Genomic DNA, 20,595 nt, shown 5'->3' on the forward strand with positions numbered 1-20,595 from the left:
GGACGGACGAACCTCTGGTGTGCCAGTTGTCCTACCAAGGGCACTGCTGGTTAGCTACGTTCGGAAGGGATAACCGCTGAAAGCATCTAAGCGGGAAGCCTGTTCCAAGATGAGGTTTCTCACCACCCTCGGGTGGGTAAGGCCCCCTACAGATCATGGGGTTGATAGGCCAGAACTGTACGCACAGTAATGTGTTCAGGTGACTGGTACTAATAGGCCGAGGACTTACTAACAACACTCAACAACATTGTAGAGAAGCGAAGAACTTTTTCTTCACCTTCTTTTGGTTGTCTCGCATCCACTATCTACCTCTGAAACAACACACGACCACCAGGATCTTTTCGATTGCTGGTGGTGGTTGATAGTTTCATATTGTTTCGGTGGCTATAGCGGAGGGGAAACGCCCGGCCCCATTCCGAACCCGGAAGCTAAGCCCTCCAGCGCCGATGGTACTGCACTTTAATCAGTGTGGGAGAGTAGGACACCGCCGAACTAAACATCGTAGAGCCCCCAACACACTCGTGTGTTGGGGGCTCTACCACTATCTACACGCTTATCGATCTCGACTCCGCTCGATCAACGTGCGGTGCGGGCCGCGCTGTAGGTCACTACGTGCGTACGACGAACCTCGACTTCGCTCGATCAACGAAGAAGACACCTGACCCGCCGGTCGAGCGAAGTCGAGACCCTCGTATGTACGACGGATCTCGATTCCGCTCGATCAGCGTGCGGTGCGGGCCGCGCTGTAGGTCACTGCGTGCGGACAGCGGATCTCGACTCCGCTCGATCAACGTGGTTGGCGGGTTTGCGCTTTACCCTCACTACGTGCGAACGGCGAATTTCGACTCCGCTCGATCAACGAAGAAGGGCCTTGATCGACGAAGGAGAGGGTAGGCGATCAACGGGGAGCGTTGGAGTCTGTTTCTCGCAACGTTGGTTTGTCGATCTTTCCGACGGGGTTCTTCGGGACGTCGTCGATGAGGATGATGTCGACGGGGACTTTGATGGACGCGAGTTGTGTTCGCAACAAGGTGTAGAGATCGTTGACCGTCGTGCTGGCATCTCGGCGCAGAGAGACGTAGGCGACCGGGACTTCGCCGAGGACGTCGTGGGGACGCCCGATGACCGCTGCTTCATAGACGCCGGCGTCGGTATAGACGACCGCTTCTATCTCCTTCGGATAGATGTTCTCTCCGCCTCGGATGATCATGTCCTTCACACGATCGACGAGGGTCAGATAGCCGTCGGCGTCGAAATACCCGACGTCGCCCGTGCGTAGCCATCCGTCGACGATCGTGTCTGCGGTCGCCTCTGGACGGTTGAGGTACCCAGCCATCACGACGTCGCCCGCGATGAGAATCTCCCCGGATTCACCAGGCGGCAGGTCTTCGAGACGATCGTTCACGATCCGGATCTGCTGACCTGTGAGCGGCAGTCCTACTGTTCCGGGCTTCCGAACCCCGTCGACGGGATTCAAGGCGGAGGCCGTCGTTGTCTCGGACAACCCGTAGCCTTCGACGATCGGCACACCGAAGCGCTCTTCGAAACGACGGATCAGATCGGCGGGCATGGGCGCCGCTCCGCAGATGCCGAAGCGCAACGACGAGGTGTCTGGTCGTATGTCGGACGGCAGGGCCGTCAGCATCGCGTAGATCGCGGGCACCGCCGAGAAGTACGTCGGACGGTGTCGCTCGACAGCGGGGAAGAACTCGTCGGGTCGGAAGCGGCCGATGATGGTCGCCTGTCCGCCCGCGCGTAGCGGACTCAGCGTTCCCAGCACCACTCCGTTCGCATGGAACAACGGGAGAACCAGGAGACTGTGGTCGGCGTCGTGGAATGCGAAATGGTCGACGAACGTCGCGGTCATCGCATCGATGTTGGCGTGCGTCGTCATCACACCTTTGGGCTTCCCGGTGGTTCCCGCCGTATAGATCAGGAGAGCGATGTCCGAGCCGTCCACGTCGACCGCCGGAACCCTTGTTCCGTCGATCGGCGTCAGGAGATCGACGCAGTGGAGCATGGAACACGTCACGCGGAGGTCGGTGTCGGATTCGACGATCAGCGTCTTCACGCCGGCGTCGGTGGTCTGGAACTCGATCTCGGGTACGGCCAGTGCGGGATTGACGGGAGTCACCGCCGCACCGATCCGCCACGCCGCGAACAGTCCGACGACCAGTTCGACACGGTTCGGGAGCAGGAGACCGACGACGTCGCCGCTCTGGACACCGGCCTGAGCGAGCCGCCCGGCTGCGGACCGCACGGCGTCGGCGAACTCGGCGTTCGTCATGCCGACTCGGCCGTCGGCCAGCGCGGGAGCGTCCGGTGCGGTAGCCGCTCGACTCTCGGGGAGTCCCGGGACGATGAGCGCACTCACTGTGCGACCGTGACGACCGGTGGGGAGATGAACCCGAAGGACCGGAGGACGCCTTCGAGCTCGCGGTGCCCGAAAGCCTGGCATGCGGACGCGAGTCCGACGCGGTGTGGAGCCCGTTGCAGGAGGCTGTACGCCGCGTAGGCCTGGAGAAGTCCGGTCTGCTGATAGTTGTTGTTGCCGTGGATCACCACGTGCGCGCGACCGAGCGGACCCGATGCGTGCACCGAGTCGAGGGACTTGTGCGTCCGCCGGTTCTCGCGGGGCGGCATCGAGCTCATGACTTGCGCGGCCACGGCGTCCAGAGCGGCGTCGCGCTCGTCTGGCGTCATGTCCTTGGTCGCCTCGAGTGCGTCGGCGACGATCACCGGGACGTTCTGCATGAGCGCCGCGTCGAACACCCCGCCCTGCGCCTTGCACGTCGACACGCGTGGGTCCCGTTTGAACCACACTGGATGCGACGTTCCACCCCACGGCAGCGACTGCGCGAGCTCGTGCTGGCCGGGAACGATCAACGGCACAAGGCCTTGGGCCGGGTCGAACGGAACGTACTCGTTCTGCTCCAGGTGGTACGCGGCACCGCCAGCGGCGTTGACGAGAATCGTTCGGGTGGACGCGATCGTCGGGCTGCCGCCCCAGAAGACAGCGATGTCGAGAGTGTCGAGGCCGGGTGTCTCGAGCGCGATCTGCGCGGCGATCTCACCGGTCGTGTACATCTGGGCGGTGCCCGGTGCGATGAGCAGGCCCGCTGCAGCAAAGCGGGCACCGAACTCCTCGTCGCAGTGGATCAGCCAATCCTGCTCGCCGGTGGTGTCCAGATAGTGCGCGCCCGCCGCGAGAGCGGCTTCGACGACGGGATCGCCCAGCTTCATGAAGGGGCCGACGGTGTTGAGGACCACGGAGCTGCCCTGAAACAGGTCGGTGAGTGCGGCGACGGTGTGCTCGGTCTCGACCACCTCGTAGTCGGCGGTCTCGATGCCGGGCACATGCGAGTCCATCGACTCGGTCAGCGTGGCCGTGCTGCGGCCCGCGGCGGTGAAGGGAACGTTGTACTGGCGGAGGAATTCACAGACGAGGCGTCCGGTGTAGCCGGATGCTCCGTAGACGACGACGGGCTTGGTGCTCATGAGATCTCCTTGGGTCGTGTGAGAGAAGTGGTCGGTTGTCAGTGACGGGACGTGCGCGGGGAATTCACATGCCCATGCCGCCGTCGACGGGCAGGCCCGCGCCATTGACGAATCGGGCGGCGTCGGACGCGAGGAAGACCACGGCGTCGGCCATGTCGGCGACTTCGCCGAGTCGGCCGCTCGGCGTGAGCCCGACGACGGCTTCGACCGCCTCCTGCGCCGAACCGAACAGTCGGAGCTCGGCCATGTCGCTGGCGAGGCCCGCGCCCATCTCAGTAGGGACCAGCCCCGGGTAGATGGAGTTGACGCGAATCCCGTACCCGAGCTTTCCCGCCTCCATCGCGGCGACTCGCGTCATCCGGTCGATTGCGGACTTGGTCGCCGAGTAGATCGCGATGCCGGGGAAGGCGATGGTCGCTGCCACCGACGCGACGTTGATGATCACGCCGCCGTCGCCCGCTGCGCCGCCCGGCCGCATCGTCCGGAGGGCGTGCTTGATGCCGAGGGCGGTGCCGAGAACGTTCACGTCGAGCTGGCGCCGGACGTCGTCTGCGGAGATCTCGGTCATCAGTGCGCTGATCTCGACGCCCGCGTTGTTGACGACGACGTCGAGTCCGCCGAGCTGCTCGGTCGCGGCTGCGATCGCCGCCGCCCAGCTCTCGTCGTCGGTGACGTCGAGGGACACGGCTCCGTGTCCGGAACCCAGTGAGTCGGCGACGGCGCCCGCGGCGTCGGTCTGCAGGTCGCCGATCACCACCGTGGCGCCTGCGGCCGCGAGGGCGTGTGCCATGCCCTCGCCGAGGCCTTGGGCCCCGCCGGTCACCAGTGCTCGCCGTCCAGTGAGGTCGAATGCGTTCATGAGTCGCTCCCTTGTCGCCGTCTAGTGGTGTGTGTCACACTACCGAAGTCTGGACGACCGTCAAGAGAAAAACTGGACGATTGTCAAAGATCAGGAGGGGCGACACGTCTTCGGGTTGCTGCGCCGGATATGCTCGGATGAGACGTCGAGCGCCAGAGGAGGACCGATGACGATCGAAGCCGAGGCGACGAGTGAGGCGGTCGTGAAAGCCGGGCCTCCTGCTGAGCGCGGCGTCGGCCGGCGGGTGAGCAAGCTGGCGGCGAAGCGGGACGAGCTCGCGCGGGCAGCGTTCAAGACCTTGTCCGAGCTCGGCTACGCGGGGACAAGTCTGCGTGAGATCGCCGCGAACTCCGAGTACAGCCACGGCGTCCTGCACTACTACTTCTCCGACAAGCTCGACTTGATCTCGCACTGTGTGTCTCTCTACAAGAGCGAGTGCGTCGCCGCGTACGACGACATCCTCGACGACGTCGACGATGCGCAGGCGCTCCGCGAACGATTCGTGCAGCGACTGGTTGCGACGATGGCCGGCGATCTGCCGACCCACAAGCTCTGGTACGACCTCCGGATCCAAGCGTTGTTCGAGCCGTCGCTCCTCGACGGGGTGCGAGAGATCGACGCCGAGCTCGAGGCGATGATCTGGCGCGTGGTCTCGCGGTACGCCGAGCTCGCGAGCAGCGCTCCCCTCCTGGGTTCCGCTGGTGTCTACGCGGCGCTCGACGGTCCCTTCGAGCGGGCGGTCCGCCGGTCCGCGGTGGGTGAGCACGGTGCCGAGGTCGAACTGGCGGCACAGTTGGACGGACTGTTGACGGCGCTGGTCCCCGCTCGCTCCTGACGTCCCCGGCCGCTCTCGACGTCACCGGAATCGCCTACACTCGGCGACTGTGAGACTCGTGATTGCTGATTGCCAGGTCGACTACGTCGGCCGCCTGACCGCGCACCTGCCGATGGCCAAGCGGCTGATCCTCGTGAAGTCGGACGGCTCGGTGAGCATCCATGCGGACGATCGAGCGTTCAAGCCGTTGAACTGGATGAGCCCGCCGTGCTGGATGTCCGAGGAGGCTCCGGCCGAAGGGGTCGAGGCCCAGGCGGTATGGGTGGTGACGAATAAGGCGGGGGAGCAGCTGCGGATCACCGTCGCGTCGATCGAGCACGACTCGTCGCACGAACTCGGGCTCGACCCCGGGCTGGTCAAGGACGGCGTCGAAGCACACCTGCAGGAACTCCTCGCCGAACATGTGACGACGCTCGGCGAGGGCTACACGCTGATCCGCCGCGAGTACATGACCGCCATCGGGCCGGTCGACATCCTGTGTCGCGACGCAGACGGCGCGACGGTCGCCGTCGAGATCAAGCGTCGCGGGGAGATCGACGGCGTCGAACAGCTGACCCGTTACCTCGAGCTCCTCAACCGCGATGCGACGATCGCGCCCGTGTCTGGAGTCTTTGCAGCTCAGATCATCAAGCCGCAGGCGCGGACCTTGGCGACCGACCGTGGAATCCGTTGTGTGACGTTGGATTACGACAAGCTCCGTGGCACCGAGAGTACCGAGTTCCGGCTTTTCTGAGCCGAGTCAGGCGCTCGCCGACGTGTGCCCGTTCGTGCCGCGACCCGAAGCGCCGAAGCGCTCTTCGTCATAGGCTCCGAGCGAGTACTCGTCGTCGACGGCGTCCAGGACGTCGGTAGCCTCGGTCGCCCGAGGATCGTCAAAAGGGGCGTCGTCGGACGTCGTCTCCTCTGCATCGGTGGCGTCGCCCGCCGTGAAACGGTCTCGGCCCGAGAGCGTGCGGTTGAGGAGTTCTAGATCGTCGGAGTCGTTGAGCGACACCAGTTCCTGCTCGTCTCCCGACAGCGTCAGCGCCTCCGGCAGATCGACGAGGTGCTGTCGCAGGGCGTCCAGATGATCGAGGATCTGCCCGTGTGCGTCGTGGGCGGCCCCCGCGAGCTCGCGGGATCGGGCCAGGCGGTTCATCGAGATCGAGTGAGCCGCTCCGCGGAGGCGAGCCGCCTCCGACTCTGCCTCGTCGAGGATCTCCTGTGCCCGGCTGCGAGCATCGGACAGCGCCTGCTCGGCGTCCCGTCGGGTCTGCTCGGCCGCGGCGTCGATGTCGGCGGCACGCTTCTCGGCGTCGGTGATCAACGTGTCGGCGTGATCCTGTGCGAGCTCCTTGGTCCGCGCGGCCTCTGCGGACGCGTCCGAACGCTCCTGGTGCGCGTTCTGCCTGGCGATGCTCAAGGTCTCGTCGGCCTCGTCGCGGGCAGTGGCGCGGAGTTCGGCCGCCTCGTCGGTGGCGAGCTGGAGCATGCGCGAGACTCGATCGCTCATGCCGGCGACCGTGGTCGGCGGCACCGAGAGGGTGTCGACCTCCCGTTGGAGGTCGTGCATCTGGGCGCGCGCGTGCTCGAGCCGGTCGTGCAGCTCGTCGGCGCTCGCATGCGCGGAGTCGCGGTCGGCCGCCATCATCTGCATCTCGGCGTCGAGCCTTCGGAGATGGTCGGTGACCTGGTCGCGGTCGTAGCCGCGCATGACGATGGGGAACGGGCTCTGACGCTGACCAGGAGTAGACATGCCTCGATTGTAGGACGGCGAACTCGCGAGACTACGGACCCGCCGCCCTGTGTCTTGTCGCAGTTTGGTAAAGGGGTGTCTCGGCTCTAGTGCTGCGCGGGCTCGACGAGCTCGAGGAGAACGCCGCCGGCGTCCTTCGGATGCACGAAGTTGATGCGCGAATCAGCGGTCCCGCGCTTGGCTTCCGGGTACAGGAGTCGGACGCCCGCGTCGGTGAGTCGCGTGGACACGGCATCGAGGTCGGTGACACGCACCGCCATCTGCTGCAGACCCGGACCGTTGCGGTCGAGGAACTTCGCGATCGTCGACTCCTCGTTCAACGGTGCGAGCAACTGGATCAGTGCGCCGGAGCCGCCGCGCGGGCCGACCATCGCCTCACGCACGCCCTGGTCCTCATTGATCTCCTCGTGGAGGTTCTCGAAACCGAAGTTGTCGAGGTACCACGCGGCCGACGCGTCGAGGTCGGCGACCGCGATGCCCACGTGATCGATGCCGACGACGAGGTCGCCCACAGCCGCCAGAGCGCCGTCGTTCGGGGTGGTGCTGTTCACATGCTCGGATGCTGAGTTAGTCATCCCCTAACGGTAGCTTGGAGGGGACTACGCACTGTTCTCGACTAGGAGTTGGCTGAATGTCCGACAACACCACCGTCATCGTCTCCGGCGCTCGCACGCCGCTCGGGCGCCTCATGGGATCGCTGAAGGGACACTCGGGCGTCGACCTGGGGGCGGTCGCAGTAAAGGGTGCTCTCGAACGTGGCGGCGTCGACCCGGCCGTCGTCGATTACGTGATCATGGGCCAGGTCCTCACCGCAGGCGCCGGTCAGATGCCTGCTCGCCAGACCGCGGTCAAGGCGGGCATCGGCTGGGACGTTCCGGCGCTGTCGATCAACAAGATGTGCCTGTCGGGCATCGACGCGATCGCGTTGGCCGACCAGTTGATCCGCGCGGGTGAGTTCGACTGTGTCGTCGCAGGCGGCCAGGAGTCGATGACGCAGGCTCCGCACCTGCTCCCGGGCAGCCGTGGCGGCTTCAAGTACGGAAACACCGAACTCGTGGATCACACCGCGTTTGACGGTCTGCACGACGCCTTCACCGATCAGCCGATGGGCGCTCTCACCGAGCAGGGCAACGAGACCGACGGTTTCACTCGCGAAGAGCAGGACGAGTTCGCCGCGCGCAGCCACCGTCTGGCTGCTGCGGCAGCAGCCAACGGTGTCTTCGACGACGAGATCGTCCCGGTCGAGATCCAGCAGCGCAAGGGCGACCCGGTCTCGTTCACCACCGACGAGGGTGTGCGCGCCGACACCACTGCCGAGTCGTTGGCCGGCCTGCGTCCGGCATTCGCCAAGGGCGGCACCATCACCGCGGGCAACGCGTCCCAGATCTCCGACGGTGCGTGCGCCGTCGTCGTCATGAGTAAGAGCAAGGCCGAGGAGCTGGGTCTTACCTGGCTCGCCGAGATCGGCGCCCACGGCGTCGTCGCGGGTCCGGACTCGTCGCTGCAGCAGCAGCCTGCCAATGCCATCCTCGCGGCTTGCGAGAAGGAGGGCATCACGCCCGCCGATCTCGACCTGCTGGAGATCAACGAGGCGTTCGCGGTGGTCGGCCTCGCATCGACCAAGACCCTGGGCGTCGACCCGGAGATCGTCAACGTCAACGGCGGCGCGATCTCTCTCGGCCACCCGATCGGTATGTCCGGCGCCCGCATCGCGCTGCACCTGGCTCTCGAACTCGCTCGTCGCGGCGGTGGCGTCGGGGCGGCAGCTTTGTGCGGTGCAGGTGGCCAGGGCGACGCCCTGATCGTCCGCGTCCCGAAGGCGTGATCGCGATGAAAGACTTCTTCACTCTCACCACTCCGGCCAAATGCTTCCGCTTCATCGCGGTGGTCGAAGCCATCACCTGGGCTGCACTGCTGATCGGCATGGCGTTCAAGTACGGCGGCGGGTTCGACACCGCGGTGCGAATCCCCGGCATGGCGCACGGCGCAGCGTTCGTCGCCTACCTGGTGATAACCCTGTGGGCCGCATACGCATTGAAGTGGAATCTGAAGACTCTCGTCCTCGCAGGCCTCGCCGCGATTCCGCCGTTCTTCTCGGTGTGGTTCGAGGTGTGGGCTCGACGCAACGGTCACCTCGGCGAACTGTCGCATGGTGCGACAGCACGTGGCGACGACGATGTCGATCGTGACAAACTGGCAGTGTGAGCAGTCCTATGAATCGTCGGCAGGCCGCAGCGGCGGCGATGCAGCAGGCGAGCACCATGTCGGGTGCCGTCGATCTGTCCGTCCTGAAAGAACGTGCTGAAGCTCAGCGGTCGCGGGCCGCTGCGCCCGCCCCGCAGCCCGGTGTCGAACCGGGTGCCCCGGGGCAGGCGCCTGAAGGGGCGTCGATCATCGACGTCACCGAGGCCACGTTCGAGTCGGACGTCGTAGCGCGATCCGACCGGGAACTCGTCATCACCCTGCTTTGGGCGGGGTGGAGCGAGCCGAGTGTCCAACTCGCTGCGCTTCTCCAGGAACTCGCCGTCCGGGCCGCTGGCGCGTGGACACTGGCGCGTGTCGACGTCGACGTCGCACCGCGAGTCGCACAGGCCTTCGGTGCGCAGTCCGTGCCGATCGCCATCGCGCTCGCCGGCGGACAGCCGGTGTCGGCCTTCGACGGTCGCCAGCCGGTCGAGCAGGTCGGTGCGTGGCTCGACGAGATCACGTCCAAGATGGGCATCCCGAGTCCCGACGCCGAGCCGGAGCCCGAACCCGAGGACGATCCGCGGATGGTCGCAGCCGAGGAACTGCTGAACTCCGACGACCTCGAGGGCGCATTGGCCGCCTACCAGGCGATCCTCGCGCTCGAACCGGGCAACGTCGAAGCCGCGGCCATCGCACGGAACGTCGAGTTCACGATCCGCGCCAAGCAGCACGATCCGACGGTCCTGGAGACCGCGGAGCCCGGCGACGTCGACGCCCAACTGGCGGCCGCCGACGTGCTGCTGCTCGGTCAGCGTCCGGAGCAGGCGTTCGATCGGATCATCGACGTCGTGCGCGTGTCCGACGGCGACGACAAGGCGCGAGCACGCACCCGACTGCTGGAACTCTTCGAGTTGTTCGACCCGTCCGAGCCGTTCGTCGTCTCGGCGCGTCGAAAACTCGCCGCCGCGTTGTACTGACTCCTCCGTATGCTGGTCGAGCGGAGTCGAGACCGTGTCTTGACTTCGCTCGACCAGCGGTAGGTGTCTCGCTCACGAAGGTGGAGGGGCGAGCCAGATGGACGAACGTGCGGGCAAGGTGACCTGGGCGCTGAACGGGCGTCCGTGGCTCGGGCTCTCGTGTGCCTCGGTCGAACCGAGGTTTCCCACGCCCGAGCCTCGGTAGTCGAGGGCCGCGGTGTTGAGCACTTCGCTCCAACGTCCGCCGCACGGCAGACCCATTCGGTAGTCGTACAGGTCCTCGTCGGAGAAGTTGAACAGGCACGCGATCTGATCGTCCCCGTCGGGGTCGCGTCGTAGAAACGCGACGACCGCGTTCTCGGTGTCGCTCGTGTCGATGACCTCCAGCCCGGCGGAGTCGGCGTCGCCGCGGTGCAGAGCGCCGTGGTCGAGCATGACCCGCCCGAGGTCTCCGACGAGACGTGCGATGCCGCGATGGACGGGGCCGTCGTCGCCGTGCAGGGCGCCCCAGTCGACGCCGCGATCATCGGACCACTCGTCGACCTGGCCGAACTCCTGTCCCATGAACAGCAGATTCTTACCGGGGTGCGCCCACTGGTAGGCGAGCAGCGCGCGGACGTGGTCGGCGCGTCGGTCGCCGGGCATTCGAGTGGTCAGCGTGCCTTTGCCGTGCACCATCTCGTCGTGACTGAGTGGCAGCACGTGACGCTCGCGGACAGCTCCGGTCAGGGAGTCCAGGAGCAGCGGGTTGGCGGCGCCGCGCTGGTCGGGAGGCGCGCCGACGTAGTCGAGGGTGCGGTGCATCCACCCGAGGTCCCACTTGAAGTCGAAGCCGAGGCCGCCATCGGACGTCGGCGCAGTGACCCCGGGCCACGCGGTGGACTCCTCGGCGATCATCACGACACCACGGCCAGTCCGATGGATCGTGTCCGTGAGTTCGCGGAGGAACTCCACGGCCTCCTCGTTGCGGTGGCTGCCGTCGGCGGCAGGCCGCCACTGCCCGGGGCTCCGGGAGTAGTCGCGGTAGAGCATGGCCGCGACTGCGTCCACCCGCAGTCCGTCGATGTGGAACTCGTCGCACCAGTACCGGGCGCTGGCGAGGAGGAAGCCCCGGACTTCGTCTCGTCCGAGATTGAAAGCGTATGTGCCCCAGTCTGGTTGGTCGCGGCGTAACGAATCGGCGTGTTCGTAGAGGGCGGTGCCGTCGAACTCGCCGAGGGCGAACGGATCCTTCGGGAAGTGGGCGGGCACCCAGTCGAGGATCACGCCGAGCCCACGCGAGTGCAGATAGTCGACCAGATAGCGCAGATCGTCCGGGTCGCCGAATCGCGCGGTCGGCGCGAAGAACGAGCCGACCTGGTAGCCCCAGGACGGTCCGTACGGGTGCTCGGTGAGCGGCAACAGTTGGACGTGGGTGAAGTTCAGTTCGACGAGATGGTCTGCGAGCAGGTGCGCCGCGCGTCGATAGTCGATACCGGGCCGCCACGATCCGAGGTGTACCTCGTAGATGCTCAACGGACTGCGGGCAGGATCGTCGTGTGCGCGCGCCGTCATCCACTCCTCGTCGCCCCAGAGATACCTCGACGGTGCGTCGACGATCGACGCGGTGTCCGGTGGGCACTGGGTGCGGTGGGCGAGGGGGTCGGCTTTGTCGCGCGTCAGCCCGTCGGCCCCGACGATGCGGTACTTGTAGCGGTCGCCGACCTTCGCGCCGGGGACGAAGAGCTCCCACACGCCGTCGCGACGGGCCATCGGAAACTGCTGGCCGCCCCAGGAGTCGAAGTCGCCGAACACGGTGACACCGCGTGCGTTCGGCGCCCACACGGCGAAGTCGACGCCGTCGACTCGTCGCCCGGAGGCGGTGTCGCGGTGGCCGGGAACCGACCCGAGGACCCCGACGATCCGGTCTCCGCCGTGCCGAACGACGTCTCGGTCGGAGTCGGTCAACCGCGGTCGAAAGGCGAAGGGGTCGTCGACGATCACCGGTCCGGAACCGTAGTCGACTTCGTACCAGTACTCGTCGCCGGGACGATCTGCCTGGCAGAGCGCGCCGCCGACGTGATGCAGTGCAGTCCGGGCCCCGGTGGATGCGACGGACTCGCCGTGGACCATCCCGGGCAGCAGCGCGTGCACGTGCACCGCCGGTCCGTCGTGGTGCGCACCGAGAATCCGGTGCGGACTCGGATGCGTCCCGGCAAGCAGCCGGCCGATCCAGTCGGTCATGATCGGCTCGGCGCCAACCTCGCCAGTGCGGCCGTGACGGCCGTCAGATCGCGCGTCTTCCAGAACGGCGGCAGTCCCGCCATGAGGTAATTGCCGTACCGCGCGGTGGCGAGGCGCGGATCGAGGACGGCGACCACACCGCGGTCGGACGTCGACCGAAGGAGTCGACCGGCGCCCTGCGCTAAGAGCAGTCCGGCGTGATTGGCCGACACGGTGAGGAAGCCGTTGCCGCCGCGGGCATCGACGTCGCGCTGGCGCGCCGACAGCAGGGGGTCGTCGGGGCGCGGGAACGGGATGCGATCGATCATCACCAACTGCAGGGATCGTCCCGGGACGTCGACGCCCTGCCACAACGACAACGTGCCGAACAGGCAGGTCTGCTCGTCGTCGGAGAACGTCCGGATCAAGGTCGACGTCGTGTCGTCGCCCTGGCACAGAATCGGGAAGTCGACGCGGTCGCGGAGCTTCTCGGCGGCTTCCTTCGCCGCCCGCATCGACGAGAACAGGCCGAGGGTCCGCCCACCGGCCGCCGTCATCAACTCGACCATCTGGTCGAGGGTCGCCGGAGCGATGCCGTCGCGGCCGGGAGGCGGGAGGCGGTCGGCGACGTAGAGGATCGCCGATTTCGGGTAGTCGAACGGCGAACCCGCGTCCAACCCTCGCCAGCCTGCGCCTTCGGCGTCGCCGCCGTGCGCCGGAAGGCCCCACGTGCGGGCGAGGGCGTCGAAGTTGCCGCCCAACGTCAACGTCGCGGAGGTGAGGATCACCGTGGAGTCGGTGAACAGCGATGTTCGCAGGAGGCCGGCCACCGACAACGGCGCGATCCGCAGAGTGTGCCGCGTGTTGTTGCGGAAGTCGTCGACGGACTTCCACACGACGTCGAAACGCTTGGTGATGTCGGACTCGCCGAACACGGTCAGCGTGCGGACCACGCTGTCGTGCAGGGACTCGGTGGCCGACATCGCCATCTGGCGGGCGGCGGCGGCTTCGGGATCGGTACCGGGTTTGGCCGGTCCGATCTCGCTGCGCGCATTCCATAGCCGATCCCGCAGCGACGCGAGGATCTCGCCCGCGCCGTTGGGCAGCCGGGTCCACTCGCCGTTCTGGGTCGCTTCGAGGAGGATGCCGAGCTGCTCGCCTGCGCCGACCAACGAATCAGCCGTCTCGTCGGACACCAGCTTTCCGAGACGGCGCGCGACGATGGTGACGCCCGCAGCGGAGATCTCTTCGGTCGTCACCGAGGTGATGCGATCGACCAGTTCGTGCGCCTCGTCGATCACGACGACCCGGTGCTCGGGGAGGATCGTCGCCGGACTCATCGCGTCGATCGCGAGCATCGCATGATTGGTGACGATCACGTCGGATGCTCCGGCTTTACGGCGTGCGAGCTCGGCGAAGCAGTCCTCGCCGTACGGGCAGGCGTTGGCGCCCAGGCACTCTCGCGATGTGACGCTCACCTGTCGCCACGAGCGGTCGGAGACGCCCTGGGGGAGATCGTCGCGATCGCCGGTCTCGGTTTCTGACGTCCACTCGCGCAACCGGGTGACCTCACGGCCCGTCCGGGACAGCTCGAAGGCGTCGAACAGTTCGCTGTCGGGTTCGTCGGCGACGCCCGAGTGCAGCTTGTTCAGACACAGATAGTTCGCGCGCCCCTTGAGGATCGCGAAGTGCGGCTCCCGGCCGAGCGGCTTCGTCAACGCAGACGCCAGACGCGGCAGATCGCGTTCGGTGAGCTGACGTTGCAGCGCGATGGTCGCAGTCGAGACGACCACCGTCTCGTTCGATTCGACGGCGTGCCGGATGGACGGGACCAGGTAGGCCAACGATTTACCGGTGCCGGTGCCTGCCTGCACGGCCAGGTGCTCGCCGTCGTCGATCGCCGCTGCGACGGCGCTCGCCATCGTCACCTGTCCGTCGCGGCGGGTGCCGCCGAGTTCGGACACCGCGTGATCGAGGAGCTCGGGGACCTCTGGAACGCTCACTGGGCGGGCGTGCCGGTGTGCAGAAGCGTGCCGGACACCTCGACGCCGGCTTCGCGAAGCTCGCGCAGCGCGGTCTGCGTGGTCGCCTCGGAGACGGCCGCAGTGACGTCGAGCAGCACGCGCGTGCCGAAGCCGAAGCGGGCTGCGTCCAGCGCGGTCGCGCGCACGCAGTGGTCGGTGGCGATGCCGACGATGTCGACCGCCTTGACGCCGTGGGCCGTCAGCCAGTCGGCGAGCGAGGTCCCGTCGGCGTCCACGCCCTCGAACCCGGAGTACGCGGCCGAATAGGCGCCCTTGTCGAAGACGGCCTGGAACTGCTCGGTGTTCAGGCTCGGATGGAATCCGACGCCGTCGGTCCGGGCGACGCAGTGCGGCGGCCACGAGTCGACGAAGTCGGGGTCCTCGGAGAAGTGCGATCCCGGGTCGACGTGGTAGTCGCGGGTGGCGACGACCGTCGAATAGTCGCCGCTGATCGAGTTGACGCCTGCGGCGACGGCGGCTCCGCCAGTGACGGCGACGGAGCCGCCCTCGCAGAAGTCGTTCTGGACGTCGACGACGATCAGAGCTCGGTTGCTGGACATCTACTTCTCCGGTCGGCTGACGTGTCGGGTGCCCACTGCGGGATCGCCGTGGCTCAGACCCAGCCCCTCCCACGGGAGGGACACGAGACCTCGTGCGAGGTGCTCGCGGGCGTCGGGGAGCGTCGGCACGTCATCGACGACGCGGCCACCACGCACCAGCGGGATCTGCAGATCTCTCACTCCCAGGCTACCGAGACCGCTCACCGGTCCGTCGCCTGCCATGCCTGCTCCGGTCACGATGATCTCCTCGACGATCGTGCCGGTGTCGCGGGCGGCGCGCAGTGCGCGCTTGGCTCCACCGTGGCTCTCCTTGTGGCTCGACCGTTTGGCGACCGGAATGCCGTCCACCTCGACGAGTTTGTAGACCATCCCCGCTGTCGGAGCCCCGCTGCCAGTGACGAGCGACGTTCCGACGCCGTAGGTGTCGACGGGTTCGGCGCGCAGGGACGCGATCGCGTACTCGTCGAGGTCGCCGGAGACGACGATCTGCGTGTTGGTGGCGCCGAGGTCGTCCAGTTGTGCGCGTACCTGCCGGGCGAGGACGCCGAGGTCGCCCGAGTCGATGCGGACCGCGCCGAGTTCGGGGCCCGCCGCCCCGATCGCGTTCGCGACGCCCTGCGTGATGTCGTAGGTGTCCACGAGCAGAGTGGTTCCGGTGCCGAGCGCGTCGACCTGGGCGGCGAACGCGGCCTTCTCGCCGCTTCCGTCGGCCGTCGCGAACGACAAGGTGAATGCGTGCGCGGCGGTGCCTGCGCTCGGGACTCCGTAGGTCCGGGCGGCCTCCAGATTGCTGGTGGCGGTCAGGCCTGCGACGTACGCTGCGCGCGCCGAGGCGACGGCCGCCCGCTCGTGGGTGCGACGCGAGCCCATCTCGATGATCGGCCGGCCGGCGGCCGCGCTGACCATCCGGGAAGCTGCAGACGCGATCGCGCTGTCGTGATTGAGGATCGACAGGATCACCGTCTCCAGGACCACGCACTCGGCGAAGCCGCCGCGCACGGTCATGATGGGGGAGCCGGGGAAATACAGTTCGCCCTCGCGGTAACCATCGATGTCGCCGGAGAATCGGTAGCCGGCGAGCCAGTCGAGGGTCGGCTGATCCAGGACGCCGCGCAGGGCCGCGATCTCGTCGTCGGAGAACCGGAACTCCTCGAGAGCCTCCAGGACACGGCCGGTTCCGGCGACGACGCCATACCTCCGTCCGTCGGGGAGTCGACGGGCGAACACCTCGAACACGCACGCCCGATCGGCCCGTTCGGCCTTGATGGCGGCGGAGATCATGGTCAGCTCGTAGTGGTCTGTCAGCAGCGCGGTACCGGTCACATTCGCTACCCTATTACTCATGGTGCGCGATGAGTCGACGCCGGGCACGAGCACCGGTACCGCGGTGGCAGAACCCGTGGTCGAAACGGATCGACCCTGGGTGACGGTCGTGTGGGACGACCCGGTGAACCTGATGAACTACGTCGCGTACATCTTCCAGAAACTGTTCGGCTATTCGGAGGCGCGGGCTCGCGAACTGATGATGCAAGTGCACAACGAGGGCAAGGCGGTCGTCTCTTCGGGCGATCGCACCAAGGTCGAGGCCGATGTCAGCAAACTGCATGCGGCGGGTCTCTGGGCGACGATGCAGCACGACTCGTGAGGCGGCGCCGATGAGGACGTGGCGTCGGACCGGGACGGGGACCCAGGTGCGGATCTGCTCCAACCTGGAGAGCTACGAGTGCCAGCTGCTCGCCTCCATGATCGAGTCGATCTCCGAGCTGCTCGTCGAACGTGTCGACTCGGCGCCGAGCGACGAACTGTCGGCCATCACCGGGATCTCGACCGGCCACACACGCGCCCCCGAGGACGTGACGATGGGGCGGCTGCTGCCCGACTTCCACCGGCCCGACCAGGAGGACGAACTGACGGCGGCGTCCCTCTCCTCCGACCTCAACGGTGGGCTGCGCAGCGTCAACGAGCCGCGGATCATCGACGCCAAACTCAACGCCGCGCGCACCGTCCTTGAGACCCTGCCGCCCGACGGCGGGGACATCCGACTGACCGAGGAGGAGGCCGATCGCTGGCTGGCGGCCCTCACCGACGTGCGGTTGGCGCTGGGCGCGATGCTGGGGATCGACGATCAGCCGCTGCGGCTTCCGCCCGATCATCCGCAGGCCGCGCACCGCGATGTCTACGACTGGCTGTCGGTGGTCCAGGGGCTGCTCGTCGAGGCGCTGATGGCGGACGAGTGGACGCAGTCCGATTGGGACGTCGAATGACCGACGGGCTCTTCGTGTCTCGAGTGGGCAACCGCATCACCGACGTCGCTGGGATCGGCGTCGGGCACCACCATCTGATCGATGACGACGTCGTCGTCGCGACCGCGACCGAGCCCGGTTCGGGGTGGGCGGCAGGCACCACGGTCGTGACTGTCGCCGACGGCGCGACCACCGCCGTCGACGTGCGTGGCGGGGGCCCCGGCACTCGGGAGACCGATCTCCTCGAACCGGGGAACAGCGTGCGAGGCGCCAACGCGATAGTCCTGACCGGAGGCAGTGCGTACGGACTGTCGGCGGCCGACGGCGTGATGCGCGGCCTCGAGACCGCAGGAATCGGACTGCCGATGGACCGCCAGGGGCACGTGGTCCCGATCGTCCCCGCGGCCGTGATCTTCGATCTTCCCGTCGGACGCTGGGACAACCGGCCAGACGCCCAGTTCGGCGAGCGGGCGCTCGCTGCGGCGGGCGCTGACTTCGCCGTCGGGTCGGTCGGCGCCGGTGCAGGCGCGCGCGCCGGAGCCCTCAAAGGTGGTGTGGGGACAGCCTCGCTCACCGTGACCGACGGGCCCGCCCGCGGACTGACGGTCGGCGCACTCGTCGTCGCCAACCCCGTCGGACAGGTGGTCGACCCGCAGACCGGGCTGCCGTGGGGCGCCGAAGACCTGACACATCACGGGCTCCGTCGGCCCGCGGCAGCCGAACTGACTCGCCTGCGCGCACTCGAGGCGAAGGGATCGGTCTTGAACACGACGATCGGCGTCGTCGCGACCGATGCGACGCTGTCGGTGCCCGCCGTGCGGCGTTTGGCGATGTCCGGGCACGACGGACTCGCGCGGGCGGTCCGCCCCGCGCACTCGCCGCTCGACGGCGACACGCTGTTCGCAGTCGCAACCGGTGAACGCACCGCCGACCCGGACGCCGCCGCCGACATCCCGCCCGGCATGGAGTCGGATATCGCGGTGGTCGCCGCCCTCGCCGAGGCGTCGGCGACCGTCGTCCAACGCGCCATCGTGTCGGCCGTGGTCAGCGCGAGCGCCGTGGCGGGCATCCCCGCCTACCGTGACGTCGTCGCGTCGGCGTTCGCCGGCGGATACGCATTCGGGCCGGGGGACGAGTGAGCGCACCGCTTCCGCAGAACAACGAGGTCGCCAAGCCGTGGGACCGTTGGCTGCAGATCGTCATCATTCTGGCCGTCGTCACCGCAGTGCAGTTCGCCGTCGAACTGCTCGACGTCGTGTTGGACGGTCGGCTCGACACGCACGGCATCGAACCCCGAACGTGGTCGGGTCTGCTCGGCGTCATCTGGGCACCGTTCCTGCACGCCGACTTCGCCCACCTGATCTCCAACCTGCTGCCGGGCCTGGTGCTCGGCTTCTTCGTGCTGTTGAGCGGCCGGGCCCTGGTGGTGACGGGCGTCGTCTGGGTAGTGTCCGGTGTCGGCGTGTGGCTGACGGCGCCGTCCGCGTCGATCACCGTCGGGGCGTCGGGAATCGTCTTCGGCTGGCTGACGTTCCTGATCGTGCGCGGCCTGTTCAACCGCGATGTCTGGCAGGTCCTCGGCGGTGTCGTGATCGCGGTGATCTACGGCGGCATCCTGTGGGGTGTCCTTCCCGGGACGTCCGGGGTGTCGTGGCAAGGCCATCTGTTCGGGGCCGTCGGCGGTGTGCTCGCGGCGTGGATGGTCGCGACGTCGGCAGGCGCGGAGAAGGCAGGCGGCACGAAAGCCATCGAACTGGGAGGACTGTCCTGAATCACGGACCCATCGGGATCTTCGACTCAGGTGTCGGCGGGCTCACTGTCGCGCGTGCGGTGATCGACCTGCTGCCCGACGAGGACATCGTCTACATCGGCGACACCGCGAACGGCCCGTACGGTCCGTTGACGATCCCCGAGATCCGCGGACACGCGCTGTCGATCGGCGACGAGTTGATGCGCCGCGGAGTCAAAGCGATCGTGATCGCGTGCAACACGGCGTCGGCCGCGATGCTGCGCGACGCACGGGAACGGTATGCGCCGATCCCCGTGATCGAGGTGATCCTGCCCGCCGTCCGACGCGCCGTCGCCGCGACCCGAAACGGGAAGATCGGCGTGCTCGGCACCGAGGCGACCGTCGCGTCCCGCGCCTACCAGGACTCGTTCGCGGCGGCCCGGGACATGGAGATCACCGCCGTCGCCTGCCCACGATTCGTCGACTTCGTCGAACGCGGTGTCACGAGCGGCAGACAGATCCTCCAACTGGCTCAGGGCTACCTCGAGCCGTTGCAACAAGCCGGTGTGGACACAGTCGTTCTCGGATGCACCCATTATCCGTTGCTGTCGGGTGTCATTCAGTTGGTGATGGGCGACGAGGTGACATTGGTGTCGAGTGCCGAGGAGACGGCGAAGGACACCTTTCGCGTCCTGACCGAGTCGGATTCGCTCAACTCACACACCGGGCGCGAAGCGCACCGATTGTTTTCGGCGACAGGCGATCCCGCCAATTTCGCGAAGTTGTCGAAGCGGTTCCTCGGTCCTCAGATCGGCCATGTGACGCACTTCTGACGATCCTTCTGTGAGCTGTCTCGCTTCGAGCGTGCGTCAATCGGTCGATCACGCGGGTGCGGTTCGATGCTCGATTCTATGGTGAGCATGGCAAAGTGGGGCGTATGCGATTGACGGTGCTCGGGTGTTCGGGGAGCGTGAACGGCCCCGGGGCCGCATGCTCGGGATACCTGCTTCAAGCCGACGGCCACCAGCCGGTGCTGATCGACTGCGGGCACGGCGTGTTCGGTGAGCTGTTGCAGCACGCCAACCCGAATCACGTCGCGGTTCTGTTGAGTCATCTGCACGCGGACCACTGCATGGATCTGCCCGCCATGCTCGTCTGGCGTCGCTGGGCTCCGGAGTGCGCCACCGAGCGCTCGTTCCTGTACGGACCGACCGGCACGGCGCTGCGTATCGGTGCGGGGTCGTCGGAGTATCCGGGTCGGGTCGACGACATCTCCGACACTTATGACGTTCGCGAATGGGTCGACCGGGAAGCCGTCGACCTCCACGGTCTGCACATCGTGCCGTTCAAGGTGAATCACCCGCCGAGTACTTACGGGCTGCGCATCACCGGACCCGACGGCGAAGTGTTCGCGTACAGCGGCGACACCGGCGTGTGCGACGAGGTCGTCGACCTCGCTCGCGACGCCGACCTGTTCCTGTGCGAGGCGTCGTGGACACACGACCCGGACAATCGCCCGAAGAATCTGCACCTGTCGGGGACCGAGGCAGGCCGGATCGCTGCTCGCGCAGCGGCGCGCTCCCTGGCGCTGACGCACGTCGTTCCGTGGACGGACTCGGACGCCATCATCGACGAGGCGTCCGTCGAATACCCCGGACCGCTCCAGTTGGTCCATCAGGGACAGGTCATCGAGGTCCGCTCGCCCCTCTAGTCGGCTGCTGCCGCGTCGCGCGGGTCGTGAGAAGC

General features: G+C 67.1%; 20 protein-coding genes and 2 rRNA genes. 13 read left to right on the plus strand and 9 right to left on the minus strand.

The window, feature by feature from the left end; genetic code table 11:
* A 23S ribosomal RNA gene (locus L5G32_RS03600) occupies nucleotides 1-233 on the plus strand; the annotation flags it as partial.
* A 143-nt stretch (nucleotides 234-376) separates the two neighbouring features.
* Nucleotides 377-493 (plus strand): 5S ribosomal RNA (rrf, locus tag L5G32_RS03605).
* A 405-nt stretch (nucleotides 494-898) separates the two neighbouring features.
* Here the strand turns inward: rrf and L5G32_RS03610 are convergent.
* The 3 genes from L5G32_RS03610 to L5G32_RS03620 form a co-directional block, all read right to left on the minus strand.
* Nucleotides 899-2,374, minus strand: a complete 1,476-nt coding sequence (locus L5G32_RS03610; RefSeq protein WP_237009664.1) for a class I adenylate-forming enzyme family protein — start codon at nucleotides 2,372-2,374, stop codon at nucleotides 899-901.
* Nucleotides 2,371-3,498 carry a DUF5938 domain-containing protein gene (locus tag L5G32_RS03615; RefSeq protein WP_237009665.1) on the minus strand — a complete coding sequence of 376 codons (1,128 nt, stop codon included), beginning with the start codon at nucleotides 3,496-3,498 and terminating at the stop codon, nucleotides 2,371-2,373. Before L5G32_RS03615 ends, L5G32_RS03610 begins: the two co-directional genes overlap by 4 nt.
* A 64-nt stretch (nucleotides 3,499-3,562) precedes the next feature.
* Complete coding sequence (locus L5G32_RS03620) at nucleotides 3,563-4,357, minus strand: SDR family NAD(P)-dependent oxidoreductase (RefSeq protein WP_237009666.1); 795 nt, start codon at nucleotides 4,355-4,357, stop codon at nucleotides 3,563-3,565.
* Nucleotides 4,358-4,523: 166 nt separating this feature from the next.
* Here L5G32_RS03620 and L5G32_RS03625 point away from each other — a divergent pair, with 166 nt between their 5' ends.
* Nucleotides 4,524-5,192, plus strand: coding sequence for a TetR/AcrR family transcriptional regulator (locus L5G32_RS03625; protein ID WP_237009667.1), 669 nt, complete (start codon nucleotides 4,524-4,526; stop codon nucleotides 5,190-5,192).
* A 49-nt stretch (nucleotides 5,193-5,241) separates the two neighbouring features.
* Complete coding sequence (gene nucS / locus L5G32_RS03630) at nucleotides 5,242-5,925, plus strand: endonuclease NucS (RefSeq protein WP_237009668.1); 684 nt, start codon at nucleotides 5,242-5,244, stop codon at nucleotides 5,923-5,925.
* 6 nt (nucleotides 5,926-5,931) lie between these two features.
* On the opposite strand, the gene L5G32_RS03635 is transcribed toward nucS, so the two are convergent.
* Together L5G32_RS03635 and mce are read right to left on the minus strand one after the other, a co-directional pair.
* A complete protein-coding gene (locus L5G32_RS03635) occupies nucleotides 5,932-6,927 on the minus strand; it encodes a hypothetical protein (RefSeq protein ID WP_237009669.1) in 996 nt (331 codons plus the stop codon).
* 86 nt (nucleotides 6,928-7,013) lie between these two features.
* On the minus strand, nucleotides 7,014-7,502 hold the full coding sequence (gene mce, locus L5G32_RS03640) for a methylmalonyl-CoA epimerase (protein WP_237009670.1): 489 nt from the start codon (nucleotides 7,500-7,502) through the stop codon (nucleotides 7,014-7,016).
* Nucleotides 7,503-7,558: 56 nt separating this feature from the next.
* On the opposite strand from mce, the gene L5G32_RS03645 reads away from it, so the two are divergent.
* Genes L5G32_RS03645 through L5G32_RS03655 form a run of 3 tightly spaced genes read left to right on the plus strand, consistent with a single transcriptional unit; the run spans nucleotide 7,559 to nucleotide 10,091 of the window.
* A complete protein-coding gene (locus L5G32_RS03645) occupies nucleotides 7,559-8,752 on the plus strand; it encodes an acetyl-CoA C-acetyltransferase (protein ID WP_237009671.1) in 1,194 nt (397 codons plus the stop codon).
* A gap of 5 nt (nucleotides 8,753-8,757) precedes the next feature.
* Nucleotides 8,758-9,132 (plus strand): DUF3817 domain-containing protein, encoded by a 375-nt coding sequence (locus tag L5G32_RS03650; protein ID WP_237009672.1) that lies wholly within the window; start codon nucleotides 8,758-8,760, stop codon nucleotides 9,130-9,132.
* A gap of 56 nt (nucleotides 9,133-9,188) precedes the next feature.
* Entirely contained in the window at nucleotides 9,189-10,091 is a 903-nt protein-coding gene (locus L5G32_RS03655) for a tetratricopeptide repeat protein (RefSeq protein ID WP_237009864.1), read from the plus strand.
* A gap of 72 nt (nucleotides 10,092-10,163) precedes the next feature.
* Here the strand turns inward: L5G32_RS03655 and glgB are convergent, their stop codons facing one another.
* The 4 genes from glgB to L5G32_RS03675 are packed head-to-tail and all read right to left on the minus strand — an operon-like array spanning nucleotide 10,164 to nucleotide 16,221.
* Nucleotides 10,164-12,314 (minus strand): 1,4-alpha-glucan branching protein GlgB, encoded by a 2,151-nt coding sequence (gene glgB, locus L5G32_RS03660; RefSeq protein ID WP_237009673.1) that lies wholly within the window; start codon nucleotides 12,312-12,314, stop codon nucleotides 10,164-10,166.
* A complete protein-coding gene (locus tag L5G32_RS03665) occupies nucleotides 12,311-14,296 on the minus strand; it encodes an ATP-dependent DNA helicase (RefSeq protein ID WP_237009674.1) in 1,986 nt (661 codons plus the stop codon). The genes glgB and L5G32_RS03665 overlap by 4 nt, the downstream gene beginning before the upstream one ends.
* Entirely contained in the window at nucleotides 14,293-14,877 is a 585-nt protein-coding gene (locus L5G32_RS03670) for an isochorismatase family protein (protein ID WP_237009675.1), read from the minus strand. The genes L5G32_RS03665 and L5G32_RS03670 overlap by 4 nt, the downstream gene beginning before the upstream one ends.
* The gene (locus L5G32_RS03675) at nucleotides 14,878-16,221 is read right to left on the minus strand and encodes a nicotinate phosphoribosyltransferase (protein WP_237009676.1); all 1,344 of its coding nucleotides are present in this window, start codon (nucleotides 16,219-16,221) and stop codon (nucleotides 14,878-14,880) included.
* Between L5G32_RS03675 and clpS the strand changes: the two genes are divergently transcribed.
* From clpS to L5G32_RS03705, 6 genes are all read left to right on the plus strand, one after another.
* Nucleotides 16,220-16,522: an ATP-dependent Clp protease adapter ClpS gene (clpS, locus tag L5G32_RS03680; RefSeq protein WP_237009677.1), complete on the plus strand. Its 303-nt coding sequence runs from the start codon at nucleotides 16,220-16,222 to the stop codon at nucleotides 16,520-16,522. The two genes, L5G32_RS03675 and clpS, sit on opposite strands and share 2 nt — an antisense overlap.
* A gap of 10 nt (nucleotides 16,523-16,532) precedes the next feature.
* Complete coding sequence (gene aosR / locus L5G32_RS03685; protein WP_237009678.1) at nucleotides 16,533-17,141, plus strand: oxidative stress transcriptional regulator AosR; 609 nt, start codon at nucleotides 16,533-16,535, stop codon at nucleotides 17,139-17,141.
* Nucleotides 17,138-18,259, plus strand: a complete 1,122-nt coding sequence (locus L5G32_RS03690; RefSeq protein WP_237009679.1) for a P1 family peptidase — start codon at nucleotides 17,138-17,140, stop codon at nucleotides 18,257-18,259. The genes aosR and L5G32_RS03690 overlap by 4 nt, the downstream gene beginning before the upstream one ends.
* Nucleotides 18,256-18,891 (plus strand): rhomboid family intramembrane serine protease, encoded by a 636-nt coding sequence (locus L5G32_RS03695; RefSeq protein WP_372491628.1) that lies wholly within the window; start codon nucleotides 18,256-18,258, stop codon nucleotides 18,889-18,891. Before L5G32_RS03690 ends, L5G32_RS03695 begins: the two co-directional genes overlap by 4 nt.
* Nucleotides 18,888-19,682 (plus strand): glutamate racemase, encoded by a 795-nt coding sequence (murI, locus tag L5G32_RS03700; protein WP_237009866.1) that lies wholly within the window; start codon nucleotides 18,888-18,890, stop codon nucleotides 19,680-19,682. The genes L5G32_RS03695 and murI overlap by 4 nt, the downstream gene beginning before the upstream one ends.
* Nucleotides 19,683-19,786: 104 nt before the next feature.
* A complete protein-coding gene (locus L5G32_RS03705) occupies nucleotides 19,787-20,560 on the plus strand; it encodes a cyclic nucleotide-degrading phosphodiesterase (RefSeq protein ID WP_237009680.1) in 774 nt (257 codons plus the stop codon).
* Nucleotides 20,561-20,595 lie beyond the last annotated feature (35 nt).

The organism is Gordonia zhenghanii, from assembly GCF_021738965.1.
Lineage (GTDB): Bacteria > Actinomycetota > Actinomycetes > Mycobacteriales > Mycobacteriaceae > Gordonia > Gordonia zhenghanii.